Here is a 23,393-nt window from a genome sequence, read left to right on the forward strand (position 1 = left end):
CCGCGCCGGCTTCACCGCTGCCGAAGCGCAAGCGGAGACGCGCGACGGGCGCCGTTACTTCGATGTTGAAGGCACCCTTCCCGACGGTGCCGAAATCGAGTTCGACATCATGGAGGAGGACGGGGTCTGGCGCGTGGTGGAGACACAGCGCGACATCGCTTTCGCCGACGTGCCTGACGAGGTGCGTGCGGCGCACGCGGCTGGGTTTGCACCCGGCCGGGTCATCGAAAGTACCCAGGCTGACGGACTGGTGATCTACGAGCTGTTTGGCGAGGCGGACGGGGATCCTGAAGGACGCAAGGTGGAGATCAAGTGGGATGGCCGCCGCGCCGAAGTCCTTGAGGAGGAATGGGAGCACTGACGCGCTGAGGATGTGGTTGCCGCGCAAACGCCACATCAACTTGGCCGAAAACCTCTACTCTTGGATTGCAGCACTCGGCTGCCACCCAAGAAGGACGGCTCATGACTCTCCAGCAGCACGCTTACGACACAACTCGGCTTTCTGACCAGCCCGAAAAAAAGACCAAATCGCCGCGCGACAGAGAATTGTTCGTGTACCAGGATCTCGAAACTGAAGTCGATGTCGAACTGGAAACCCTCTGGACCTATATGAACCAGAAGGTCAGGCCCAGTTTCAATCCTGAACTCCTCGTCCAGTTCGGCACCTGGCAGGACGACATCGACGAGGCGGTCACCGCGGGCGGCCTGCCGATCAAATACGTCGTTCTGGGATCCCGCTTCCCCGGTGTATTCTCGCTCGGCGGTGATCTCGACCTGTTCGCTGCACATATCCGCAACGGCAATCGGGAGGCGCTGCGCCGCTACGGCCATGCCTGCGTCGAGATCCTGCATCGCAACATGCTCAGCCTCGGCCAGCCGATCGTCACGATCGCACTTGTCGAAGGGGACGCCCTTGGCGGCGGGTTCGAAGCATTGCTCTCGTTCAATGTCGTCATTGCGGAGCGGGGCACGAAGTTCGGCCTGCCGGAGACCCTGTTCGGGCTGTTCCCCGGCATGGGCGCGCACTGCTTCCTCTCCCGCCGCCTGGGTGCGGCGCGTGCGGAACAGATGATCCTCAGCGGCAAGACCTACTCTGCCGAGGAGCTGTATGATCTCGGGATCATCCATGGCCTGGCCGATCCGGGTCAGGGCCGCGCGGAAGTGGAGAACTACATCCGGCAGAACCGCCGCAGGCACGCAGGCCATTGCGCGATCTACGAGGCATCCCGCGCCGTCCACCCGCTGGACCTCGCCGAACTGCAGACCGTGGTCGATCTGTGGGCGGATGCCGCCCTTCGGCTCAGCGAGGGTGACCTCAAGCTGATGCGCCGACTGGTGAACGCCCAGACCCGCCTGCTGGCTGCGTGAAATCCGCATCCGCGCCCGATGGCTGTTCAGCCCCGGGCGCGGACCTTGTCGTCGGCAAGCATGGCATCGACCATGCTTGCCGACATCGGTGGCGCCAGGAAGTACCCTTGCACCGCATCGCACCGGGTTCGCCGCAGCTGGTCGAGTTGCGCCTGGGTCTCGATCCCCTCCGCCACCGTCCGCATGCCCAGCTTGGCGGCGAGTTCGACAATGGTCTGGACGATGGCCACGGACGCCGGGCTTTGCTCCAGGTCGGAAATGAAGGAGCGGTCGATCTTGAGTGTCTGGAACGGGAACCTCGTCAGGTAGCTCAGTGACGAGTACCCGGTTCCGAAATCGTCCAGCGTCGTGCCGACATCCAGGCTGTTGATCGCCTTCAGCGCAGCGATTGCTCCCTCGACATCCTCGAGCAGCACCGATTCCGTCACCTCCAGCTCCAGCCGGCCCGCGGTGAGCCCGGTGGCGGCCAGCGCGTTCATGATCACGGCCGGCAGATCGGGCGATCGCAACTGGATCGGCGACAGGTTGACCGCGACATTGACATCCGTGCCCCACCCGCTGGCGGATCGGCACGCCTCCCGAATGACCCAGCTGCCGATCTCCACGATCAGGCCGCTACTTTCGGCAATGGGGATGAACTCGACCGGCGATACCGATCCATATCGGCGGTTGTTCCACCGCAGAAGGACCTCGCACGAGACCACCGCTGCCCCGTGCAGGTCGAAGATGGGCTGGAACAGGAGGTGGAACTCCCCGCGGCCAAGGGCGCCCTTCATTTCGGAGGCGAGATGGCGGCCCCGCTCCACCTTCTCGTCCATCACCGGTTCGTAGAAGCAGAATTGCCCCCGGCCGCTATCCTTCGCGCGGTACAGCGCCAGATCGGCGTTCTTCAACAAAGTGTCAGGATCGCGGCCATCGGTGGGCGCAACCGCAATCCCGATCGATGCGGTGGCGTGAAGCAGGCGGCCGTGATGTTGCACGGGTTGCTCCACGAGCCGCAATATCTCCTGCCCGATACTGGCGGCTTCGCCAGGATGCCGAATCCGGCAGACGATGGCGAATTCATCTCCGCCCAGCCGGGCAACGATCCCGCGGCCGCCATATGTCTCGTTCAACCGTGCCGCGATGCCGCACAACAGCGCATTGCCGGCAAAATGTCCGAAGGAGTCGTTGATCTCCTTGAACCGGTCCAGATCCAGCCAGTGGATCGCCAAACAATAATCGGCCTCGCCCAGGGCTGCGAAATCCGCCTCCAGCTGTTCCCGGAAGGCGGTGCGGTTCGCGACACCGGTCAGATCATCGCGCCGGGCAAGGGCCGCATTGTACTCCGCCAGGGCGGCTTTCTCCATGGAGCCGACGGTCGCCTTCAGGATCACGTCATAGGTCTGCAAGGTGATGTTCATCATCGCAACGACGAACAGACCGATGACGACGGCCAGTTCTGCCTTCAGCGGATCGAAGGAGGCAAGCAGGCCGACGATGACCGGCACCGACGCGCAGCAAAGCTGGCTGAGCGCGATCCACGGTCGCCCCGCATTCCGGCCCGCGATCCCTGCGGCGTAACCGATCGTCGTCGTGACCGCGAGCAGCTGCAAGACGCCGTCATTCGTGTTGGTCAGGGTGAGCAGGCCGAACATCCCCAGCAACATCGAGTAGGACAACGCGCCCGTCAGATAGACGAGTTCCTGATGCTTCACCTGCCGCCCGCTTTTCTGGCCGCCATCGCGGGCCGAGCGCGGCGGTCTGAGCGCATCGACGATCCGGGCGAGTGCGGTTCCGGTCAGCGCGACTGCACCTGCGATCAGCCAGCCATCACCACTGACCGCAGCCACCGTCACCGCGATCGCGCTACTCGCCACCGCGCCGATGACGAGCGACTGAGGAGATGCGTACAGCGACTCGACCAGCGTCGCGCGCACCTGCGCGGCGATCACCTGATCGGAATGGCGGACACGCCTCAGACGCGAGAGCAAGGAAGGCATCGTACCCTAGATGGCTGGCAGCGGTTCAGAACCAATGAACAAACATGCCAGCGGCCACCAGCAATTTCAGACAATGGTGTGCTGCTACACTCACAGCACGCGAGCTGCAGCGATTGGATCGACGGGACACTTCCGATCAGGACGCCCGTTCGTCTTCATCTGGTGACCGGCATCAATTGGTCGAGGCCGCGCTGCAGAGGACGAGCGGCTGGTCGCCGCGCGACCACGGCGTCGGTCGGTGCATGATGCTGTCGAACAGATCCGAGGCAAGGTGCTTTGCGAGCCACGCCTTCAGGTCAGGCAAAGGCTGGGCTTCGAACCAGTCACGATCGACCGCGGCGAACTGCCTGACGAACGGCATGATCGCGGCATCTGCGATCCCTCGCTCCAGTCCGCAGAGTTGGCCCGCAATCGCTATCCGTGCATCAAGGTTCTGCAGGAAGCGGAGGCCCTCGTCGCGGTGCCGGTCAGGCTCCGAACCGTGGCGATCGGGATATTTGTATCGATCGAGATGGTGCTTGAACATGCCATCATTGCCGGCGATCAGCCCCGGGTCGTCGCGCGTGAGCCAGCCCTCCGGATCATGCGCTTCCAGGGCCCAGCGCATGATGGCGAGACTTTCCTCGATCACCGCTCCGTCGGCCGTCTGGAGGACAGGCACAGTCCCCTTGGGCGAGGCCGCCAGCAGTTCGGCGGGCTTGTCGGACAGCCGGACCTCGCGAAGCTCGTAAGGGGTACCGCTCGCTGCCAGGGCCAGACGTGCCCGCATTGCATAAGGGCACCGACGAAAGCTGTAGAGGATGTGTTCGGCCATGACCGACATATGCTGCGCGACCCGATCGCATGATAGCCCCTGCCCCGGGTCTCCGCGCGTAAACTCCTAATGCCCTCCCCCGCCGCGCGGGCAGCTGACGCTCGTATGCTTACCCTTCACGGTCGCCGCTGCGCAAGCAGGGGGCCGGGTTAGCTCTCAGCCAGCGGTGCCGCTTGTGTGGAGAGCGTGGATGGGCCTCTACCTGCGTACGGGTGTCATCTTCTACCTCCGGCCTTTCGAGCCCCGGGCACGGCGAACCGCCGCGGAGCCGCTGTTCACCGCATCCTCCTGGGCAAGCTTGCGCCACCGATCGACGCGCGCGGGATCAAGATCGCCGTCCTCCATCGCGGCCTCGATGGCACATCCGGGCTGATCATTATGGGTGCAGTTCGCGAACCGGCACTCGAGCGCCACGGCCGTGACGTCGTCGAACACCTCGCTTACGCCGGATGCCACCTCGGACATCTGGAGCTCGCGCATGCCCGGTGTGTCCACGAGCCAGCCGTCCTGAGCATCACTGCCGAGACGATGCATCTGGCGCACCGTCGTCGTGTGCCGGCCTTTGCCGTCATCCTCGCGGACGGGCTGTGTGGCGATGCTGTCCGATCCTGTCAGCGTGTTGATCAGCGTCGACTTGCCCACGCCGGACGATCCCACCAGCGCAACCGTCTCCCCGAAGCCGCAATACTTCTGGAGGCGCGCGGCACTGGCCGGATCGCGCCCGTCGACCAGTTCCACCACCAACCCTGCCTGCAGCGCGCGCGCCGCGTCGACCAGGCTTTCAGGGTCAGGCGACAGGTCGGCTTTCGTGAGGACCAGCACCGGACGGACGCCCGCCTCGCGCGTGAGGACCAGATAGCGTTCGATCCGCGCGACGTTGAAGTCCTGGTCGCAGGACGTGACGATGAACAGCGTGTCTACATTTGCCGCGATAAGCTGGATCCGGCGGTCATCCCCTGGCGCGGGCCGCTTGAACAGGCTCGTCCGATCCAGGATCCGCACGATCCTTCGGATGCTCCGGTCCATCAGCAGCCAGTCGCCGACGGTGGGGCGGTCCTCCGCCCCCCCTTGCGCGGGCAAGCTGGACGGGATCGAATCATCAACCCGTTCACCCGAAACGGTCACCCGTCCGCGATGAACCGACATGACGCGGACTGGCTGGCAGGTCTGGGTCTGTTCGGCGGAGACCTGTTCGCTGAAGAAGGCCTTCCAGCCAAGCTGAGCGAGACTGGCACCGGACGACCCCGTAACTGCCTCGACCAAACCGGGGACTGCCTGATCAGTCCCCACCAGGCTCTTCCTGCTCGGCCGCGGGCTGTGCCTGCTCAGCCGCACGCTTGTCCGCCTTGGCCTGGGCCTTTTTCGCAGCCTCGGCAGCCTTGGTCCGTTCGCGCTCGCGCCGCTCGAAATCGTAGTTCGGTTTACGTGCTATGTCGGTCTCTCCGCATCTCTGGGGGCTCAATCTCTGGGTAACGAGGCAGGTGCATGCGCACCCACCCCTGGCTCCTTACATGTATCCTCGCCACGGCGTTAGGCGGCTTGCAAATTAACTGCCGCCCGCACCTTACTGATAGCCGCGGTTCTCCTCGCGCTCCTTGGCCGCATCCCGCTGTGCTTCCTCCAGTACTTCCGTCTTGTCGGACTCTGTCTGCTCCGGCGAGGAGGACTCAGCGGAGCCTGCATCCTTGTTATCGGGTGACTGCCCCGTCCCTGCCTTCGATGTTGCGCCGCCGTTTGTCTCGGCTGCACTGTCCTTGCGATCAGCGTCGCCGCTGCCATTCACCTGATCGGCCATGATACTCTCCTGAGTGTGTGGCAGCATAACGATCAGCCTCCGGGATTGGCTCCAAACGGCGATCATCCGTGATCAAGCGATCTGGCGTTGCCCCCATGTGGCCTGATCGACCGTTCAGCACGAAGATCACGTTCGTGCCGTGCCGGTCGCGGACTTGTCCGGTGCAGATTCAAGGAAGCCGATCATGCCCAATACTTCGCGTATCGCCATCATCGGTGCCGGCAATGTGGGCGCCACGGCGGCCTACGCACTGATGTTGCACGGAACCGTTGCGGAGATCGTGCTGATCGACCGCTCCGCGGAGCACGCCGCGGCAGAAGCCACAGATGTCGCCGACGCGAACGCCATTTCGCAACCGGTGCGGATCTGGGCCGGCGACTACTCCGACGTGCGCGACGCCGCCATTCTCGTCATCACGGCAGGCGCGACCCCCAAGGATGGCGAGCCGCGCACAAGCGTCGCCGGTCGCAGCGCGGAGATCGTGCGCGACTGCGTGCGCCGGGCGATGGATGCGGGGTTCGACGGCGTGTTCGTGGTGGCCTCGAACCCGGCCGACGCCATGACCCAGGTGGCGCAGGCCGAGTCCGGCCTTCCGGCAGCACGCGTGATCGGCACCGGTACGCTCCTCGACAGCAACCGCTTCAGGAAGCGCATCGCCGACCGGCTTGGCATCGCGCCCGGTGCCGTTGCGGCGCAGGTGCTGGGCGAACATGGCGATAGCGAGGTCATGGCATATTCCACCGTCCGCATTGGCGGCATGGATTTGGACGCTTATCTCGACGGGCGGCAGTTCGATCGAGCCGAGGTCGCGCATGAGGTCATGCGCGCCGGATACACGATCGGCCATGGAAAGGGCTTCACGTCCTACGGCGTGGCATCCGCGATCGCTCGCATCTGCGAGGCTGTTTACCGCGATGAACGCGTGGTGCTTCCCGTCTCGACGTTGCTGAGCGGACAATATGGCATCGACGGCATCTATCTGAGCCTGCCCTGCCTGATCGGGGCTGAAGGGATCCTGCGCGTTCTGACGCCTGAGCTCACGCGTGACGAAATTTCGGCCCTGCTCGCATCGGCCGATGTGCTGCGCCGCACCCTGGAACAGACGAACGGAGAATTATGATGGCGATCAAGTTGAAATCATTGCGCGAACAGGTGATCGTCGTGACGGGCGCGACCAGCGGGAACGGGCTGGCGATTGTCGAAGCAGCGATCCGGCAGGGAGCCGCGGTGGTGGCCGTCGCGCGCAACGCCGAGGCGCTGGAGGAACTGCACGCCCGGCTGGCTGGTGTCGGTGGACGCATTGCAATCTGCGCTGCTGATGTCAGCGATCCGGCTGCGGTGGAAGATGTTGCAACGGTCGCCAGCGAGAAGTTCGGCGGGTTCGACAGCTGGGTCAACAATGCCGGCATAGGAACATATGGCACGCTGGAGCAGGTTCCGCTGGCGGATCACCGCCGGGTGTTCGACGTCAACTATTTCGGCGTTCTCCACGGATCGCTCGTCGCCGCGCGGCATCTTCGTGGCCGTGGTGGTGGAGCCATCATCAACGTCGGATCGATCCTGGGCGATCGCAGCATCGTCCAGCAAGGACCATACAGCGCCACGAAGCATGCGGTGCAAGCGCTGACCGACACGTTGCGCATGGAGCTGGAGCGGGAGAAGGCCGGCATATCCGTTACCCTGATCAAGCCCGGCCCGATCGACACCCCGTTTCCCGAGCACGCCCGGAACTTCATGGACGAGCCGCCCCGGCTTCCCCCGCCGCTTTACACGCCAGAGGTGGTGGCGGACGCGGTGTTGTTCGCCTGCGCCAACCCGAGACGAACGCTGTATGCCGGCGGTGGCGGGCTTCTCTCCTCCATGCTGGCACAGGCAGCACCACGCCTGACCGACGCGATCATGGAACTGGCCGGCACCCAGGCGCAGCAGAAGCCGGGTGATCCCGGCGTCGCCGCTCGCCGTGACAATCTCTACGAACCGCGCGAAGATGCGCTGCGTGGCAGTCAGGATGTCCACGCGCGGCAATCCAGCATCGCGCTGCAGCTACAGAAAGCGGCATCGCCGCTGCTTACGGCCGCAATAGTTGGCGGGGGCGCGCTGGCGGCGATTCTGTTGCGAAAGGGCACGCGCTGACAATTGCATGGCCGATTCAGTCGGCCGAACAACCCACAGATCATACTGCAAGAGCCGGCCGCCAGCTTCCCCGAAGCCTGCTGCCTGGCTCTTGCAACGCTCTACGCAGGCTCGATCCGCGCGCGTGAGGCAGGCTGCCTCGCGTCAGTCGAGCAGTAGCGCGCAACGTAAGCGGCATGATCCGGCATCGTCGCGACCGCGCCGGTCACGTTGTCTCGCAAGACCTGCAGCAACTTGGCAAGCTCGTCATCGCGCAGTTTGGCGGCAACCGGGTGGTAGGCCTTCGGCATGATGCCCTGCCCCATCATGACCTGCACCCAGCTGTTCTCCGCGAACAGTTCCTCATTGCGGCGGAATACGCGGCCAGTTTCCGCGAAGAGCGCGATCTTGTGCGCCAGCGCTTCGGGGACGTCCATTGCGGCGCACTGCCGCCAGAAGGCGCTGTCCCGCCGCTCCGTCACCTTGTAGTGCAGGATCAGAAAGTCGCGGATCTGCTCCATGTCCTGATGCTGCTGGTCGTTGAACTCGGCAATGTCGGCTGCGTTGATGCCCCCTTGCGGGAACAGGCGCAGCAGCCGCAATATGGCGCGCTGGATCAGGTGGATGCTGGTCGATTCGAGCGGCTCCATGAACCCGCCAGACAGGCCGATCGCCACGCAGTTGCGATGCCATTGCCGCCGCCTGACGCCCGTCGTGAAGCGCAGCCGGTTCGGCTCCGTCAGCACGGCGCCCTCCACATTCGCCAGCAAGCGTTCAAGCGCGGCGTCGCCGTCCAGATAGCGGCTGCAGAAGACGATGCCGTTGCCAACGCGGTGCTGCAGCGGGATGCGCCACTGCCAGCCTGCATCATGCGCCATGGCACGCGTGTACGGCACCGGCGGACCGACACTTTCCGTCTGCAACGCAATCGCGGAGTCACACGGCAACCAGTGCGTCCAGTCGTCGTAGCCGGCATGCAGCGCGCCTTCGATCAGCAGCGCGCGAAAGCCGGTGCAATCGACAAACAGGTCGCCAGCGATGCGCCGCCCATCGTCCAGCACCAGCGCGTCGATCTCGCCCGTCCCCGCATCCAGGTCGACGCGGGCGATCCGCCCCTCCACGCGTACTGCGCCGTCGCCTTCCGCCATGGTGCGCAGGAAGCGGGCGTACAGACCGGAATCGAGCTGATAGGCATAGTTCGTCGCATCGTTGGGCAGGTGCGCGAACTTGCCCTGCAAGGCGGCGACCAGCTCCGTGCAATAATCGTCATACGGGCGGTCGTGCCCCTTGGACCGGCCATGCAACCAGAAATGCTGGAAACCGGCCGACCAATGGTCCCGGCCCGTGGTGCCGAAGGAGTGAAAGTAGCGCGACCCGCGCTCCTTCCAGCCATCGAACAGGATGCCCAGCTTGAAGGTCGCGGTCGTGGCGCGCATGAATTCGGCTTCGTTGATGCCCAGCAGCCGATTGAAATTCGTGAGCGGCGGAATGGTCGACTCGCCGACACCGACCGTGCCGATCGCATCAGATTCCACCACCGTAAGCGCAACGGTGCGGCCCATTGTTCGGGCGATGGCGGCCGCTGTCATCCAGCCGGCGGTGCCGCCCCCTGCGACAATCACGCGGTATGCGTTCTCGATCGGCGGAGGAGGCACCGTCATCGGCTGAGCTGCCGCAAGAGGTAGCTGCGAAGTCGGTCGGCCGTTTCGGGCGTCAAGGGCGCCAGCACACCGCGCCCCCCTTCTGGCAGGTGCGCGGTGGCCTCGTTCTCATCGCCGAAGACATAATGGTCGAACACCTCCCGCCAGTAGCGTTTCTGATCTTCCGGCTGATCGCGCAACGCCAGGATGGCGTGATTGAGCGCGTCCTGCGGCTGCCCCAGCCATCCCGGACTGTTCCGCCACCAATAGTTCACCAGCACGTTGAACGGCGCCAGCCCTTCCACATGATGCCACCACAGTGACGGGATGAAGATTGCATCGCCCGCATCCAGCTCGGCCACCTGCGCATGCTCCATCGCCTCGGCAAAGCGTGGATAGGCGTCCAGATCGGGCGCATGCAGATCGACCATGGAGATGGCCCGGCCCGCCGGCGTATTGTCCACGGGGCCCAGATACAGGTTGCGGAACTGCCCGGGCGGGAAGAGCGTGAAGCGGCGCCGGCCCGCTGCGACGCAGGCCAGATTGTCCGGCTGATCATTGTGGGCTGCGATGCGCGTACGCGTGCCGATCCAGATGCTCGCCGTCGCATCGCGATCGCCAAGATCGACATGGTTCGCCTCGTGCAGACCCCTGAAGTAGCCTCGCACGTTGATCGACCCGAGATAGATCGGCGTCGGCGAGGGTTCGTCCTCGCTCCTGTCGATCTGGCCCAGGATGTCCGGCAGCTTGCCGCGGGCAACGCGGAAGTTCATCCCCATTGCATCGTCGTAGAACAGCCGGCCACCGCTCTGTGCATCACCGATCGAGACGGTGAACGGCATGTCGCGGTGATGATCCAGGAGATAGGACCGCGCCTCTCGTCCGGACCGGCGGCCCGCCTGCACGAGCGGCCAGTCATTCACCAGGCCGCGCACAACGAAGGGCGCGTCGGCTCCGCGCAGCCGGTCGTCCAGCTCGGCCGCGCCCTGCACGATGATTTCCGGCACCCTGCTCAGGGCCGAAAAGATGGCGGGCTCACCTTCAGCCACCGCGAATGCGTCGGTTCTTGCGCTCGATCAGCGTCGTCAGCTTGGCAAGGGACGCCATCGCCATGAAGATCGGCAGGAGATGCCCCGCCGAGTGCAGCTCGCCCAAGGTCGCGCCATCCAGTTCGCGCAACCGGTCTTCCGCGATCGTGTGGAAGCCGATCAGCCGGTTGGTGGAACCATCGATCAGCGTGACTTCAAGGATCAGCGGCTCGAGCAGATCATACTGGGCCAGCGCGTCGAAGAACGGCGCAGCGGCGCGGTAGCCTTTGTCGAGTTCGCTCATCCTGGCGAGCATCGTTTCCAGGTAAGGCGTGGGGCGTCCGTCCCGGTCGAAGACACGCACGCCCTCCCCGTCTGCGATGCGCGGGCTGCCGAGATCGACGACCGCCTGCTTGCCGCCTGCCGCATCGGGGCTGCCGCCGATCAGGAAGGGCTGGATATCGAGGGCGAGCGGCAAGTAGCTCGCATCCCATCGATCGCCCTCCAGAAACAAGTTCTCTCCGGTCGTGAAACCGAAGATCGCGAATGCCGTGAAGCCGTTGCGTTCGCGGTTCTGGCGGAACAGGATCGGATATTCGCCCTGCACGCGACGGAATTCGTCGGGGACGAGGAGTGAGGTCATCACCTCGTCGCCGAGTGCGGCGGAACGGTCCCGCCGGATGCGCAGATCACGGTGCGCCTCGGCCGTCAGCAGCACATGATCAGACATGAAGCGTCCTTTCTGAAGCGGTCTCGGATGCATGGAGCGCATCCAGGTACGTGCGATTGGTCGGCAGGCTGGCAGCGAACGTCCGGGCGCGTTGTTCGATCTGGTTCAGCGAGGCGGCACCAGCATCGAGGCGCCCGCTCCCGACCGGAAGCGCCGGCGGCGGCAAAGCACCCATGCCGTACAGCACATATTGATAGCTCGCCGCCGGAAACACCTCGTGCGCATGAGGCAGGTCCGCGAATGTCGGCGGCTGCGTACGCCACAGCGCCAGCAGCTCCTGCAGCCGCTCGGGGATCGTCGCCTGCTCCCGGTGGGCCCGCCAATACGGCTCCTTCCGCGAACTGAGCACGTAATGCAGCTTCAGGAAGTCCACGATCCGGTCCCAACGATAGCGGAAGAGCGCGTTGAAGCGCCTGGCATGCAAGTCCATCGCCGATCGATCCGCCGGGAAACCGTCAAGCAAGGCATCCAGCGAGAGCTCGACAAGCACGATGGCCGATGCCTCTAGCGGTTCGAGAAACCCTGCAGAAAGACCGATCGCAAGGCAGTTGCGATGCCAGAAGCGCTCCCGATGCGCAGAACGGAAAGCGAGACGTCGGATCGGCAGTCCACCCGGATCAGTGCCGGGCATGGCCTGCCGCAGATAGCCGCGCAACGTCTGTTCCGCGGTCTGGTCGCTGGCGAATGCGCTGGCATAGACGCAGCCGATGCCGCGGCGGCTCGGCAAGCCGATGTCCCAGATCCAGCCGGCCGCATGGGCCGTCGCATTCGTCTGCGCAGCGATGGGGCTGCCGGGCTCGACCGGCACCTGTACGGCCAGCGCGCGATCGTTGAACAGGACATCGGTGCGATCCACCAGCGGTACATTCGCGTGACCGCCGATCAGCAGCGCCGCGTGCCCGGTGCAATCGAGGAACAGATCGCCGCGGATCACACCCGACTGGCGCGTGACGATTCCCGCAATGTCGCCATCCTCCGCCGCCTCCACCCCGACGACATGGTCGCTGACATGAGAAACCCCGAGCCGTTCCGTGGCGGTTCGGCGCAGCAGCGCGGCGAACTTCCCCGCATCGAGATGGTAGGCATAGTTCAGCGCTCCGGCGTAGTCCGGCATGGTCCGGTGGCGCGGCGCCAGATCGTGGGCGCAGACATGCGGCTGGGCACTTGCCACCTCGGCGAACGGCCGCTCGGTCTGCCGCCACAGGGCGACGAGATCGTGCGGCGACATTTCGGCCGGCGCGGTGAAGGGATGATAGTACCGGTCGCCCTCGCCTCCGGTGCGCCAGCCATCGAACCGCGACCCCTGCTTGAAGGCACCGTCAGCCGCGCACAGGAACTCGGTCTCGCTGATCCCGATCTTCGCCAGCGTGCCGCGCATCGTCGGCCAGGTACCCTCGCCCACTCCGATCGTCGGCACATCGGGCGACTCGACGAGGGTCACTGATATGGGAGGCCGGGCTAGCGGGTCGGCAGCAGCTGCTATCCGGCAGGCCGAAAGCCAGCCTGCGGTGCCCCCGCCGACCACGACGATACGCCTGACGTCCCCGGTCACCGCTGGCCTGCTCCCCCGGTGGGCGATCGGGCCATGGAGCCTGCTGCACGGGCGCACCAGCACCAGCGCAGGCAAGCCATCATGCCCTCACCCGACCACGTGTCAGAAGCTGAAACGTACGCCTCCCATCAGTCGAGCATATCCTGGCTGCGAGAAGGTGACGAAGTTCTCGTTGCGCCGGTGTCCGCGGCGGTCCTCGCCCGTCAGGTTGATCGCTTCGCCGAACACGGTGAGGCCCTGCATGAACTCGTAACTCACGCTGGCATCGACCTGCCCGTATGCCTCCACGTAAGTCGGATTGGGGTTCCCCCCGGCATAGAACTTGTCACGCCAGTTATACGCGACGCGGGCCTGCAGGCCGAACTTGTCGAAGAACAGCACGGCATTTGCGCTGTCACTCAGGCCGGCAAGCGCGAACTGCCCCACATTCGGATCGAGCGTATTGTCGAACTGCGCATCCCCGTTGACGATCGTGTAGTTCAGGATCGCGCCGAAGCCGGTGTCCCAGAAGGTGTGCTGGACCGCGAATTCGAAGCCGTCGATGGTCGCGGTCTGGTCCGAATTGAACGGCGTGCCGACCCGGAAGTTGACGAGGCCATCCTCCGGCAGCCCGATGATCCGACCGGTGTAGTAGCCGTTGACGTCGAGGATCGGGGCGCCCGAGCCGTCTCGCGCCACCTCGACGCCTTCCGTGAAGTTGCGCAGGATGTAGTCGCGGATCAGCCCCGTATCGGTCGTGCCGCCCAGGGCAGCCTGCGCCTGGTCGAACCGTGGACCGTCCGCGGGATTGCGCAATTCGAAGGCCGACCGCTCGATCTCCTGCGAATTGATGAAGTTGCTCACCCGTTTGCGGAAGTACCCGGCCGACAGGTAACTGCTGGGCGAATAGTACCATTCGGCCGAGAAATCGATGTTCTTGGACAGGAACGGGACCAGGTTGGGGTTCCCCTGCAGCCCGCCGCCGCCGGCGATGCCGAACTGGCGGTTGAGGGTCAGGCCGCCCTGCAGGCTGCCATAGTCGGCCCGGGTGATGGTATGGCTGTACGATGCGCGCAGCACGACATCATCGATCGCCTCGATGTCGAAGTCGAACGCCGGCAGCCAGTTGTCGTAACTGCCCTTGTTGTCCAGGAAGGTGCTGTCGGCCGAGTAAAGGATGTTGAACTCACCCTGCGCCACCCACGCCGCGCCCGAGGGCACGGGCGTCAGCGATGCCGAGTCAACCTTCGTCTTGTCGTAGCGGACGCCGGCGATGAGGTGTGCCGGCCGGCTGGCCACATCGAAGCCCAGATTGGCCTGGATGAACGGCGAGACAGTCCGCTCGGTGATGCGCCTGTCGGTGTCGTAACTCGCCAGGCAATTGCCGTCGCCGCCACAGATCCCGAAACGCTGGTCGAGGAGGTCAACCATCCGCTCGAAATCGAAGCGGTAATATGCCGGGATGATGCCATCATCGGCACCAGATACGCCGGAGAACTTGTCTGGCAGGGTGACGAGTTCGAAGATGTCGTCCGGCAGATCCTCCGGCGTGCCCAGGCCGCCCCAGGTGTCATTCTGCAGGAAGCCGTAAGCCGAACGCACCTTGTTGTTCACATAGGAAACGCCGAAATCCAGCGAGTCCAGGAAATCGCCCTCATGTTCGTAGCGGCCGGTCAACTGCACCTGGTTGATGCGGTCCCGGAAATAGGCGTTGCGGAAGGAGTTCCCGGTCGCATTGATCAGCGCGGGATTGAGCGCATCAATCCCTGGACCCATCTGATAGGAGAGAACCGGCAGGTCCTTCGTGAAATCAACCGTCTGCGATGCCACCCCGAAGATTGCGGAGCCGACGGACGTGCTCGTCCCGAAGCGGTTGGTCGGCTTGGATTCCGCCGTCGAATGGTGCCCGTCCAGCACGAAGGTCAGGCCGCCCGGCGCTTCCCAGGTCAGGTTGCCGCCGATCGAATTGTTCTCGGAGACATTGGCCGTTAGCGATCCGCTGTAGGACAGGTCCTTGCCGGGTCCGAAGCGTTCGGTGTAGAAAACAGGGCCGGCCACCGGGCCGTCGGTCCACTCGGTCGAGGTGTCGCCGAAATTGAACCAGATACCCACGCTGCTGTCGCGGGCTTCGACCTCGTTGCGGGAATAGGTGTAGTCGAACGTGGCCGTCACGCTGTCGACCGGACGGTACTGCAGCGCGACCTGCCCGTTGATACGCTCCCGCTTGATGTCGGTGAGATTGTAGGCCGCGCTCTGCGGGACTTCGTAGACGTCGGTCGGCCCGGGCCGATTGATGACGTTGGGCCCCTCCGGCCCGACCGTGCCCCAGTCGTTCTCCGAACCAAGGAACGAATTGCCGAAGCCCGCAGACCCGTTGTTCACGCTGGCATTGCGCTTCTGATACACGCCGGACACCAGGAAGCCGAACTGGTCCTCATGGCCGAAGGTCGTGCTGTAGATGCCGGACACTTCCGGGGTGATGTCGTTGCTGCCGTTCTGCGACGTGTCGAGAACACCGCGCGCCGCAATCGATCCGCGCGTACCCGGCCGGTCGAGCGGGCGCGGTGTCTTGATGTTGATGGTCGAGCCGATACCGCCGGACGGCACCGCGGCGCGACCGGTCTTGTACACCTCCACCGCGGCGATGCCTTCGGATGCCAGATTGGCGAAGTCGAACGACCGCGATGCCGGCGGGCTGGCGCCGTCTCCCAGTGTCGAAGTGGGCAGCTGACGGCCGTTCAGCACGATCAGATTGTACTCGGGACCGAAGCCGCGCACCGTGACGGTCGACCCTTCGCCATTCTGGCGGTCGATGGACACGCCCGTGATGCGCTGAAGGGATTCGGCGAGGTTGGTGTCCGGGAACTTGCCGATATCCTCAGCCGAGATCGCGTCGACCACACCCTGCGCGTTGCGCTTGATGTCGACCGCAGCCTGGAGACTCGCGCGGATGCCGCTGACGATGATCTCCTCGCCTTCGAAGGTGTCGGCCGGTGCTTCCAGCACTTCGGACGGACCAGGCGAGCCCACCGTTGCCGCCGCATCTTGCGCATGCGCCATGCCTGACACGGCCACCAGAGCGAGCGGAGACGATCCGATTGCGAGCCGCGTCAAAGTGCGAGCGGAAAAAGCACCCATCATGAAATCCCCTGCAAACCGCGCCTCTTCACGGGCGCGCTCCAATCCCGCTGACTTGCTGAACACCGGCGAACCTGTCAACATCTCAGCGGGAGATTGGTATCATTCCGAACCAGTGATGCCGGTTGGCTACAGTGCGCGCGCAGACGTGCGACGAAGAGGGAAGGCCTGAAGTGATGACGATGGGACGATCGTGGCTGCTCGCCGCGACAATCGCTGCTGCCCCGGCGCTGGTGGTGGCGCAGCCGGCGCACGCCCAGGCGTCACCCGCCGCCGTGCCGACAGCCTCGGCAGCCGATGCCCGCCAGCGGGCCGAAGCCTTGGTCGCGCAGATGACCCTCGACGAGAAGATCGCGCTGCTGCACGGCCTCTTCCCGCCCATGGCAGAGGGCAAGACGGCCGCCGAACTGATCCCGTCGGCGGGACATATCGACAGCGTGCCGAGGCTTGGCATCCCGATCGTGCGCGAAAGCGACGCATCGCTGGGGGTCGCCAACCAGGTCGAACAGCGCAAGGGCGATGTCGCCACTGCCCTTCCCTCCGCCCTTGCCACCGCTGCGACCTTCTCGCCGGAACTGGCGCGTGCTGGAGGCATGATGATCGGGGCCGAGGCCCGCGCGAAGCGCTTCAACGTGTTGCTGGCAGGCGGCGTCAACCTGACGCGAGATCCCTGGAACGGGCGCAATTTCGAATATTTCGGCGAAGATCCGCTGCTTTCGGGCATGCTCGCCGGCGAACACATCGCCGGGGTCCAGTCGAACAACATCGTGTCCACCGTGAAGCACTTCGCACTGAATGCGCAGGAAACCGGGCGCATGGTTGCCGATGCGCAGATCGATGAAGCCGCCTTCCGCATGAGCGACCTGCTCGCATTCCAGATCGCGATCGAGCGGGGGCAGCCGGGATCGGTGATGTGCGCCTACAACAAGGTCAACGGAGACTGGTCGTGCGAGAACGACTTCCTGCTCAACCAGGTGCTGAAGCGTGACTGGGGCTATCGCGGCTGGGTGATGAGCGACTGGGGCGGCGTCCATTCAACCGCCAAGGCGGCAAATGCAGGTCTCGACCAGCAATCGGGGCAGGAACTCGACAGGGCGGAGTATTTCGGGGCCCCGCTGAAAGCAGCTGTGGAGCGCGAGGAGGTGCCGGTGGCGCGGATCGACGACATGGTCGCCCGCTATCTGACCGGCCTGATCGGAAGTGGCGCGTTCGACACGTCGGTGCCCGCATCCGCACAGGTTCCGGACTACGCCCGCAATGCCGGCGTCGCGCAGCAGGCGGCGGAGGCGGGCATTGTCCTGCTGAAGAACGAAGGCGGAGTGCTGCCGCTGGCCCGGACGGCGAAACGCATCCTCCTGATCGGCGGGGCCGCCGATCGCGGTGTGCTCTCCGGCGGCGGATCCAGCCAGGTGCGCTCAGTAGGCGGCGCGCCGGTGGAGATCCCGCTGGCCTATGGCCCTGCCGCTTCTTTCGTGCGCATCACCTACCATGCCTCCTCCCCGCTTGCCGCTTTGCGCGAGGCGCTGCCCGGCGTGCAGATCGACTATGTCGACGGCCGCAACCTGAACGAGACCCTGGCGGCGGCACGGGCGGCGGACCTGGCGATCATCTTCGCGACGCAGTGGACGACGGAAGCGCAGGATGCGCCCGACCTGCGCCTGCCGGATCATCAGGATGCGCTGATTGCAATGGTGGCCGAGGCGCAGCCGAACATGGTGGCCGTGATGGAGACCGGCGGGCCGGTGCTGATGCCGTGGGTCGATCGCGTGCCCGCGATCGTGCAGGCGTGGTATCCGGGCCAGCGCGGGGGTGAAGCGATCGCCAATGTCCTTACCGGGCGGGTCAATCCGTCGGGCCGCTTGCCGATCACCTTCCCCGCAACCGCCTCCCAGCCGCCACGCCCCACCCCGGTGGGGCTGGACACACTCTCCTCGCTGGAGGCACAGGCGGCGGCCAACCCGGCGAATGTCAGCGATTACCAGCTTTCCAGCTTCCCGGTCACCTACGGTGAAGGGGCCGATGTCGGTTACCGCTGGTACGAGAAGAGCGGGCAGCGGCCGCTGTTCCCGTTCGGGCACGGCCTCAGCTACACCAGCTTTGCCTACAGCGATGCCACCGTCATGGGCGGTGATGGGCTGTCGGTCACGGTGGATGTGTCGAACACCGGCACACGACCGGGCGCGGACGTCCCGCAGCTCTACGTGACGCGGGAAGGCAGCGACGCGCCGATGCGGCTTGCCGCGTTCCAGCGCATCGAGCTGTCGCCGGGCGAGACGAAGCGGGTGACGCTGACGGCCGAGCCGCGCATCATCGCGGATTACGATGTGCAGCAGCCCGGCTGGCACATCCGCCCTGGCCGGTATCGCGTGGCCATCGCCCGCAACGCCGAGGATCGGGCAATGGAGATGGTCACGCAGTTGGACGAGGCGCGCATGAAGCCGTGATGGCGATAGCCGTCACGGCTCCCGCGCCCAGTGGCGGACATGATCGACCTTCATAGCCTGGGGGAAGGCACTGTCATCGACCCCCTTCTGCCCGCCCCAATCGCCACCGACCGCGACATTCAGGATGAGGTCGAACGGCCGGGTGAATGGCCATGCTGCGTGGCCGCCCGGCTGATCGTTCCTGACCTGCATGAAACCGCGTCCGTCAACGCCGATAGTGATTGCATCGGGCTGCCAGTCGAGCTGGTAGCTGTGCATGGCGGTGCAGGCGTCCGGCACCAGCGTTTCCGCGCCGCGCTGGGTGCCTTTCGCATGGTTGAAAGCGCCGGTGTGCAGTGTGCCGAGGACGACACCGGGGTTCATGCCGACCATCTCCATGATGTCGATCTCGCCCTGCTCCGGCCAGGTTCCCCCTTGCGGCAGCATCCAGATCGCGGGCCATATCCCTCGTCCGCACGGCAGCTGCGCGCGTATCTCGTAGAAGCCGAAGCCGAGCGGCTGCTGCGTCACGAGCTTGGCGGAACTGTAGGCCTGCCCGCCATGATCGGGCAGGTTGTCCAGTGTCTCGCGCCGCGCTTCGATGATCAGCAGGCCGTCCTCGGTTCGGGCGTTCTCCGGCCGGCCGGCAGAGTAATATTGCAGCTCGTTATTGTACCAGCCGACCTTGTTGCGGGACACGTCGTACCGCCATTTGTCGCGGTCGATCGCAGCTCCGCCGAATTCGTCGGCAAAGCTCGGTTCTCCCCGCGGCGCAGTCATGGCCATGTCGACGCCGTAATTGCTGGCGCCAAGGCCGGTGCTGGAGACAACCTGTCCGTCCGATGACCCAGCACCGCCGCGATCCTGCGGGGCACATCCTGTTGTCGCGGTTCCTGCAAGCAGCATGGCGACAGCAATTGCGAAGCACCTCATGGTCGTTCCTTCTTCATGATCCTGGCGACCCTCACCTTCGTGATCGCGTCCATTTCAGGGATAGCGGGTCAGCGTCTGGCGCACGGCCCCGGGCTTCGCCGCTGCACCGCGATCGTTCACGAGGTGGGCGATCGTCCCCATTCCGCCGCCGAGCGAGATCGTGGTGACATTCTCGAAACTGACGCCTGCGACCCGCGGCGCCTCTACCGCGCTTTCCAGCACGATGGACGGATCGGCCGTGAAGTTGGCGTAGATACCCATGCCGACCGCCCGGTGGCGGCGCACATGATCGGCGACCTTGTACGCCGCCCAGCCACGTGTCGCGCCGGCCATGTAGCTGGCTTGGTCCGGCGGGTCGTAGGGCAGTTCGTTCTGGTAGAAGAACGTGCGGCCGTTCTCGCCATTCCACAACGTCTGGTACTTCTGGAGATGTTCCACGAACAGACCGTACATGGTGACGGCATTGCCGTTGACGACCAGCCCTTGCGACCCGGTGCTTTCGTCGCAGCCGACATGGACCCGTCCCCCCGGGCGGTCGCCATGATCGGCACGCCAGATCCACAGATGATCGCCCAACACGTGGTTGCTGTTGATCTCGATGCAGGTTTCCGCCCGCCCGACCGCCGCACCACCGACCCGAACATACAGATCCGCCAGCAAGCTGGGGTCGCCTTCGTGGCTGCGCGTCGATCCTTGCGGGCCGACCTCCATCAGCAGCCGCGATGCCTCCGGCCCGGCATCCAGGAACACCCCCGCTACCGTGACGCCGGACACGTCATCGACCGCGATCAGCGTCGTGCCTCCCTCCGCCAGCAGGGTGGCGAGACCCAGTCCGAGCACGATCGTACCGGGGCGGGTCACCCGGAGCGGTTCTGCGAGTCGATAAATGCCCGGCGTCAGCAGCAGATGCCGTCCTGCGGCAAGCGCGGCATTCATCTCGCTGACCGATGTCCCGGGTCGGGCGACGAGGAACCGCGACAGCGGAATAACATCGCCTTTCGGGCTCGCATCCGTCCAGCTCGGCCCGCTCGCATCATGGCGCAAGGCGGGCCGGAACACCGCCCATGTGCCGTCGGGCTCGACAAACAGGAACGGCTTCTCGCGCAGGACAGGCACATCGGGCAGCGTCGTGTAAGGCGGTTCTGGAAAACTTGTGGCAGGGGCGCCGGGAACGCCCATGAACATCATGTTCCAGTTCGCACCATCCCAGCCGCCAATCCGGCTGCTGCGAGTGAACCATTGCTGCTGCGTGCCGGAGCGGATCGTGCCGTCGATCCTGCAATCGGCCAGGAAGCCCCCGCTCGACCAGCCACCGTCATCGAGGGCGAGGTCTCCCGTCAGGTGCATCCGCCGGTACGATGCCGCCTGTGAAACGGCCCAGCGATCGGCACCGTCGGGCGGGCGCACGGCCAGGTTTTCGGTACCCCGCCAGAAATTGGTGAGCGCCCTACCCCCGGCCCAGTCCGCTTCTGCGTGAACATGGCCGATCACCGTCGTGTCACCTGGCAGCCGACCCAGCCCGGCGATCTGCGTGAAAAAGCCGACATTGATCTCCAGCCGGTGTTCGGCGGGCAGCAGCAGGATGGCGTAGCGTTGATCGGTGAAGTGTGCGCGCTCCTGCTCCCGATGGATCGCGTCTATGCGGGCCTGCATCTCCGCAGGCCGCGCGGGATCGACGATCAGCACGTTCGGGCCGAAGTCCGGAAGCGATGGCGCGGCCTTTACCCGCGTTGTCGCCGCAAGGCCGATCCCGGCCATGCCGGCCAGCACTGATCGCCTTGAAGCGTGACTGCCCTTCGAGTTCTCTGCCATTCATCCCTCTCGCTTTTTTCGATCTTTCTACTCCGCCGGCATGGATCGGCAACCCGCTGCCGCCCTGTCGCCGGATTGATCTTACGGCGGAAACATGCGGCCAATCGGCAAGCTGGCGCATGCTGCTACACGAAGCGTCGTGCACAACGATTCATTGCCCGAGCGGCTCGCCCGCAACTTGCCAGCGCCTGATTGGACACCGCCGGAGGATGTCGCGCATCCGCCATACGCCTTCATGGCACTGGGCGCGCTGGCCGCGGCCGTGCTGGTGGTGACCGCAACCGGCGCAACATTGGCGCACGGGGCGCAGTTCGGCTTCGATCGCGCCATCCTGCTGGCCTTGCGCACGCCCGACGATCTTGCGGTGCCTGCCGGCCCCGGCTGGCTGCGGCAGGTCATGGTGGATGTGACCGCACTTGGCGGCAGAACGGTGCTGACGATTGCGGTGCTGCTGGCAGTCGGCTTCCTGCTGGCGATCCGGCGCCCGTTCTCCGCGGCGCTGGTTGCCGCCGGCACGGTGAGCGGATCGGTGGCGGTGCAGATCGGCAAGCGGCTGGTCGGGCGGGAGCGTCCGGCACTGATCGACCATCTGGTCGAAGTCGGCTCCGCCAGCTTCCCCAGCGCCCATGCCGCGAACAGCGCGATCATCTACCTGACGCTGGCACTGACGATCATGCAGATCATCCCGCGTCCCTCCGTCCGCTGGTACCTGTCCGGCGCGACAATCGCGCTGGTGCTGCTGATCGGCACCAGCCGGGTCTATCTGGGCGTGCACTGGCCGAGCGACGTGCTCGCCGGATGGGCGGCCGGGGCGCTGTGGGCGCTGGCCTGGTGGGCCTTTGGCTCCTGGCTCCGACTGCGCCGCACGATCCGTGACGATCGTAACCGTTGCGAAGTATGAAGGCGCAGCGCGCCACCGTAGGATCTCGGGCATATCGTTCGAACAACCCGTCGTGATCGTTGGCGGCGGTATCGCCGGTCTTGCCCTGGCGCGTACCCTCAGGATGCGTGGGCTGCCGCACCTTGTGCTCGAACGGCGGCGCCTGCCGGCGGATGGCGGGCTGGCGATCAACCTGCCGGGCAACGCAATTCAGGCTCTGGCCGAGCTGGACCTGCGCGAGCAGATCGAGCAGGCCGGCCACCCGATCGGCCGCCGCGAATACCGGACATCCGCGGACCGGTTGCTCTTCGCGGTGGACGAGGATCGCTTCTGGGGCGAAGCGCTGCGGCCACGCAGCCTGCGCCGCTCTGACCTGCTGGCCATGCTGGGCGACGGCATGCCGGAAGAGACGATCCGCCGCGGGGCCATCGTCCGCTCGGTCGTGCCGGATGCTCGGGGCCCGCTCCTGTCCTTGAAGGACAACACGACCATCGCCAGCAGCCTGGTGGTGGGTGCCGATGGCGTACATTCGCTGGTGCGGCGCCAGATGTTCGATACGGCCGCGGGCACCGCTCCAGCCCTGCTGGCACAGGCGAGCTGGCGCTTCATGGCCCCCAATCCGGGGGTGCGCTGCTGGACCGTCTGGGCCGATGCTGCCGGTATGGTGCTGCTCATGCCGATCAGCGAATCCGAAGTGTATGGCTGGGCAGCCGTCACTGCCCCCGTCCAATCGGGCCGGGGGGTCGAGGCTCTGCTGGACATGGCGGCAAATCTTCCCTGTCGCGTGCGGAACACGATCCTGGATGCTGTTGCCAGCCCCGAGACCCTGCATCACTCGCCGCTGGAGGATGTGCGCCTGTCCCGGTGGCAGGGTAGCGGGATGGTGCTGATCGGGGATGCGGCGCATGCCACCGCGCCGGTCTGGGCGCAGGGCGCCGCGCTGGGAATGGAGGACGCCATCAGCCTTGGCGACCTGCTGTCATCCTCGCCCGACATCCCGGCCACCCTGGCCGCGTTCGAGGCATTGCGTCGCCCCAGGGTCGCCCATGTGCAGCGCATGACCGACAGGATGTCCCGCGCGGCGCGCCTCCCGCCATTGCTCAGGAACATGCTGCTGCCATTCCTCGGCCCCAGAAGTTACCGGCAGACTTACGAGCCGCTCAGGCGTTCGGCCTGAGAGAGTGACATGTCGATCAAAGGAGTTCCC

At 65.3% G+C, this 23,393-nt stretch carries 18 protein-coding genes; 7 read left to right on the forward strand and 11 right to left on the reverse strand.

Annotated features, from left to right (window positions below; translation table 11 throughout):
- A partial coding sequence (locus D5S08_RS16825; RefSeq protein ID WP_121114286.1) for a hypothetical protein occupies window positions 1-361 on the forward strand: 361 nt, incomplete at its 5' end.
- 101 nt (window positions 362-462) lie between these two features.
- Window positions 463-1,368, forward strand: coding sequence for a crotonase/enoyl-CoA hydratase family protein (locus D5S08_RS00010; protein ID WP_121114288.1), 906 nt, complete (start codon window positions 463-465; stop codon window positions 1,366-1,368).
- A 26-nt stretch (window positions 1,369-1,394) separates the two neighbouring features.
- Here D5S08_RS00010 and D5S08_RS00015 read toward each other — a convergent pair whose 3' ends face one another.
- From D5S08_RS00015 to D5S08_RS00035, 4 genes are all read right to left on the reverse strand, one after another.
- Window positions 1,395-3,350, reverse strand: a complete 1,956-nt coding sequence (locus tag D5S08_RS00015; protein WP_121114290.1) for a putative bifunctional diguanylate cyclase/phosphodiesterase — start codon at window positions 3,348-3,350, stop codon at window positions 1,395-1,397.
- A 172-nt stretch (window positions 3,351-3,522) separates the two neighbouring features.
- A complete protein-coding gene (locus tag D5S08_RS00020) occupies window positions 3,523-4,164 on the reverse strand; it encodes a glutathione S-transferase (protein WP_241557125.1) in 642 nt (213 codons plus the stop codon).
- A gap of 222 nt (window positions 4,165-4,386) precedes the next feature.
- Window positions 4,387-5,454 (reverse strand): ribosome small subunit-dependent GTPase A, encoded by a 1,068-nt coding sequence (rsgA, locus tag D5S08_RS00025; protein WP_241557126.1) that lies wholly within the window; start codon window positions 5,452-5,454, stop codon window positions 4,387-4,389.
- Window positions 5,455-5,728: 274 nt separating this feature from the next.
- Window positions 5,729-5,959 carry a hypothetical protein gene (locus D5S08_RS00035; RefSeq protein WP_121114298.1) on the reverse strand — a complete coding sequence of 77 codons (231 nt, stop codon included), beginning with the start codon at window positions 5,957-5,959 and terminating at the stop codon, window positions 5,729-5,731.
- A gap of 184 nt (window positions 5,960-6,143) precedes the next feature.
- On the opposite strand from D5S08_RS00035, the gene D5S08_RS00040 reads away from it, so the two are divergent.
- A complete protein-coding gene (locus tag D5S08_RS00040) occupies window positions 6,144-7,079 on the forward strand; it encodes an L-lactate dehydrogenase (RefSeq protein ID WP_121114300.1) in 936 nt (311 codons plus the stop codon).
- Window positions 7,076-8,092, forward strand: coding sequence for an SDR family oxidoreductase (locus D5S08_RS00045; protein ID WP_121114302.1), 1,017 nt, complete (start codon window positions 7,076-7,078; stop codon window positions 8,090-8,092). Before D5S08_RS00040 ends, D5S08_RS00045 begins: the two co-directional genes overlap by 4 nt.
- Before the next feature lie 101 nt (window positions 8,093-8,193).
- Here D5S08_RS00045 and D5S08_RS00050 read toward each other — a convergent pair whose 3' ends face one another.
- The 5 genes from D5S08_RS00050 to D5S08_RS00070 form a co-directional block, all read right to left on the reverse strand.
- Complete coding sequence (locus D5S08_RS00050; RefSeq protein WP_121114304.1) at window positions 8,194-9,732, reverse strand: tryptophan halogenase family protein; 1,539 nt, start codon at window positions 9,730-9,732, stop codon at window positions 8,194-8,196.
- The gene (locus D5S08_RS00055) at window positions 9,729-10,760 is read right to left on the reverse strand and encodes a cupin-like domain-containing protein (RefSeq protein WP_121114306.1); all 1,032 of its coding nucleotides are present in this window, start codon (window positions 10,758-10,760) and stop codon (window positions 9,729-9,731) included. Before D5S08_RS00055 ends, D5S08_RS00050 begins: the two co-directional genes overlap by 4 nt.
- Window positions 10,753-11,469, reverse strand: a complete 717-nt coding sequence (locus D5S08_RS00060; protein ID WP_121114308.1) for a SapC family protein — start codon at window positions 11,467-11,469, stop codon at window positions 10,753-10,755. Before D5S08_RS00060 ends, D5S08_RS00055 begins: the two co-directional genes overlap by 8 nt.
- On the reverse strand, window positions 11,462-13,021 hold the full coding sequence (locus tag D5S08_RS00065; RefSeq protein WP_241557127.1) for a tryptophan halogenase family protein: 1,560 nt from the start codon (window positions 13,019-13,021) through the stop codon (window positions 11,462-11,464). Before D5S08_RS00065 ends, D5S08_RS00060 begins: the two co-directional genes overlap by 8 nt.
- A 102-nt stretch (window positions 13,022-13,123) precedes the next feature.
- The gene (locus D5S08_RS00070) at window positions 13,124-16,060 is read right to left on the reverse strand and encodes a TonB-dependent receptor (RefSeq protein ID WP_241557128.1); all 2,937 of its coding nucleotides are present in this window, start codon (window positions 16,058-16,060) and stop codon (window positions 13,124-13,126) included.
- Between the two features lie 254 nt (window positions 16,061-16,314).
- Here D5S08_RS00070 and D5S08_RS00075 point away from each other — a divergent pair, with 254 nt between their 5' ends.
- Window positions 16,315-18,582, forward strand: coding sequence for a beta-glucosidase family protein (locus D5S08_RS00075; protein WP_241557129.1), 2,268 nt, complete (start codon window positions 16,315-16,317; stop codon window positions 18,580-18,582).
- A 12-nt stretch (window positions 18,583-18,594) separates the two neighbouring features.
- On the opposite strand, the gene D5S08_RS00080 is transcribed toward D5S08_RS00075, so the two are convergent.
- Window positions 18,595-19,494 (reverse strand): glycoside hydrolase family 16 protein, encoded by a 900-nt coding sequence (locus D5S08_RS00080; protein WP_241557130.1) that lies wholly within the window; start codon window positions 19,492-19,494, stop codon window positions 18,595-18,597.
- Between the two features lie 54 nt (window positions 19,495-19,548).
- Window positions 19,549-21,306: an adenylyl cyclase gene (locus D5S08_RS00085; protein ID WP_175578847.1), complete on the reverse strand. Its 1,758-nt coding sequence runs from the start codon at window positions 21,304-21,306 to the stop codon at window positions 19,549-19,551.
- Between the two features lie 178 nt (window positions 21,307-21,484).
- Between D5S08_RS00085 and D5S08_RS00090 the strand changes: the two genes are divergently transcribed.
- Both D5S08_RS00090 and D5S08_RS00095 read left to right on the forward strand, forming a co-directional pair.
- Entirely contained in the window at window positions 21,485-22,207 is a 723-nt protein-coding gene (locus D5S08_RS00090) for a phosphatase PAP2 family protein (RefSeq protein WP_241557131.1), read from the forward strand.
- A gap of 52 nt (window positions 22,208-22,259) precedes the next feature.
- A complete protein-coding gene (locus tag D5S08_RS00095) occupies window positions 22,260-23,363 on the forward strand; it encodes an FAD-dependent oxidoreductase (RefSeq protein WP_241557132.1) in 1,104 nt (367 codons plus the stop codon).
- Window positions 23,364-23,393: the final 30 nt, after the last annotated feature.

This window comes from Croceibacterium ferulae, assembly GCF_003660445.1.
Classification (GTDB): Bacteria; Pseudomonadota; Alphaproteobacteria; order Sphingomonadales; family Sphingomonadaceae; genus Croceibacterium; species Croceibacterium ferulae.

Excerpts from the sequence above, each read along its gene's own strand:
- D5S08_RS00035 (WP_121114298.1), bottom strand. The coding sequence starts at position 5,959 with ATGGCCGATCAGGTGAATGGCAGCGGCGACGCTGATCGCAAGGACAGT.
- D5S08_RS00045 (WP_121114302.1), top strand. The coding sequence starts at position 7,076 with ATGATGGCGATCAAGTTGAAATCATTGCGCGAACAGGTGATCGTCGTG.
- D5S08_RS00020 (WP_241557125.1), bottom strand. The coding sequence starts at position 4,164 with ATGGCCGAACACATCCTCTACAGCTTTCGTCGGTGCCCTTATGCAATG.
- D5S08_RS00070 (WP_241557128.1), bottom strand. The coding sequence starts at position 16,060 with ATGGCGCATGCGCAAGATGCGGCGGCAACGGTGGGCTCGCCTGGTCCG.
- D5S08_RS00050 (WP_121114304.1), bottom strand. The coding sequence starts at position 9,732 with ATGACGGTGCCTCCTCCGCCGATCGAGAACGCATACCGCGTGATTGTC.
- D5S08_RS00015 (WP_121114290.1), bottom strand. The coding sequence starts at position 3,350 with ATGCCTTCCTTGCTCTCGCGTCTGAGGCGTGTCCGCCATTCCGATCAG.
- D5S08_RS00080 (WP_241557130.1), bottom strand. The coding sequence starts at position 19,494 with ATGAGGTGCTTCGCAATTGCTGTCGCCATGCTGCTTGCAGGAACCGCG.
- D5S08_RS00085 (WP_175578847.1), bottom strand. The coding sequence starts at position 21,306 with ATGGCAGAGAACTCGAAGGGCAGTCACGCTTCAAGGCGATCAGTGCTG.
- D5S08_RS00040 (WP_121114300.1), top strand. The coding sequence starts at position 6,144 with ATGCCCAATACTTCGCGTATCGCCATCATCGGTGCCGGCAATGTGGGC.
- D5S08_RS00010 (WP_121114288.1), top strand. The coding sequence starts at position 463 with ATGACTCTCCAGCAGCACGCTTACGACACAACTCGGCTTTCTGACCAG.
- D5S08_RS00075 (WP_241557129.1), top strand. The coding sequence starts at position 16,315 with ATGACGATGGGACGATCGTGGCTGCTCGCCGCGACAATCGCTGCTGCC.
- D5S08_RS00060 (WP_121114308.1), bottom strand. The coding sequence starts at position 11,469 with ATGTCTGATCATGTGCTGCTGACGGCCGAGGCGCACCGTGATCTGCGC.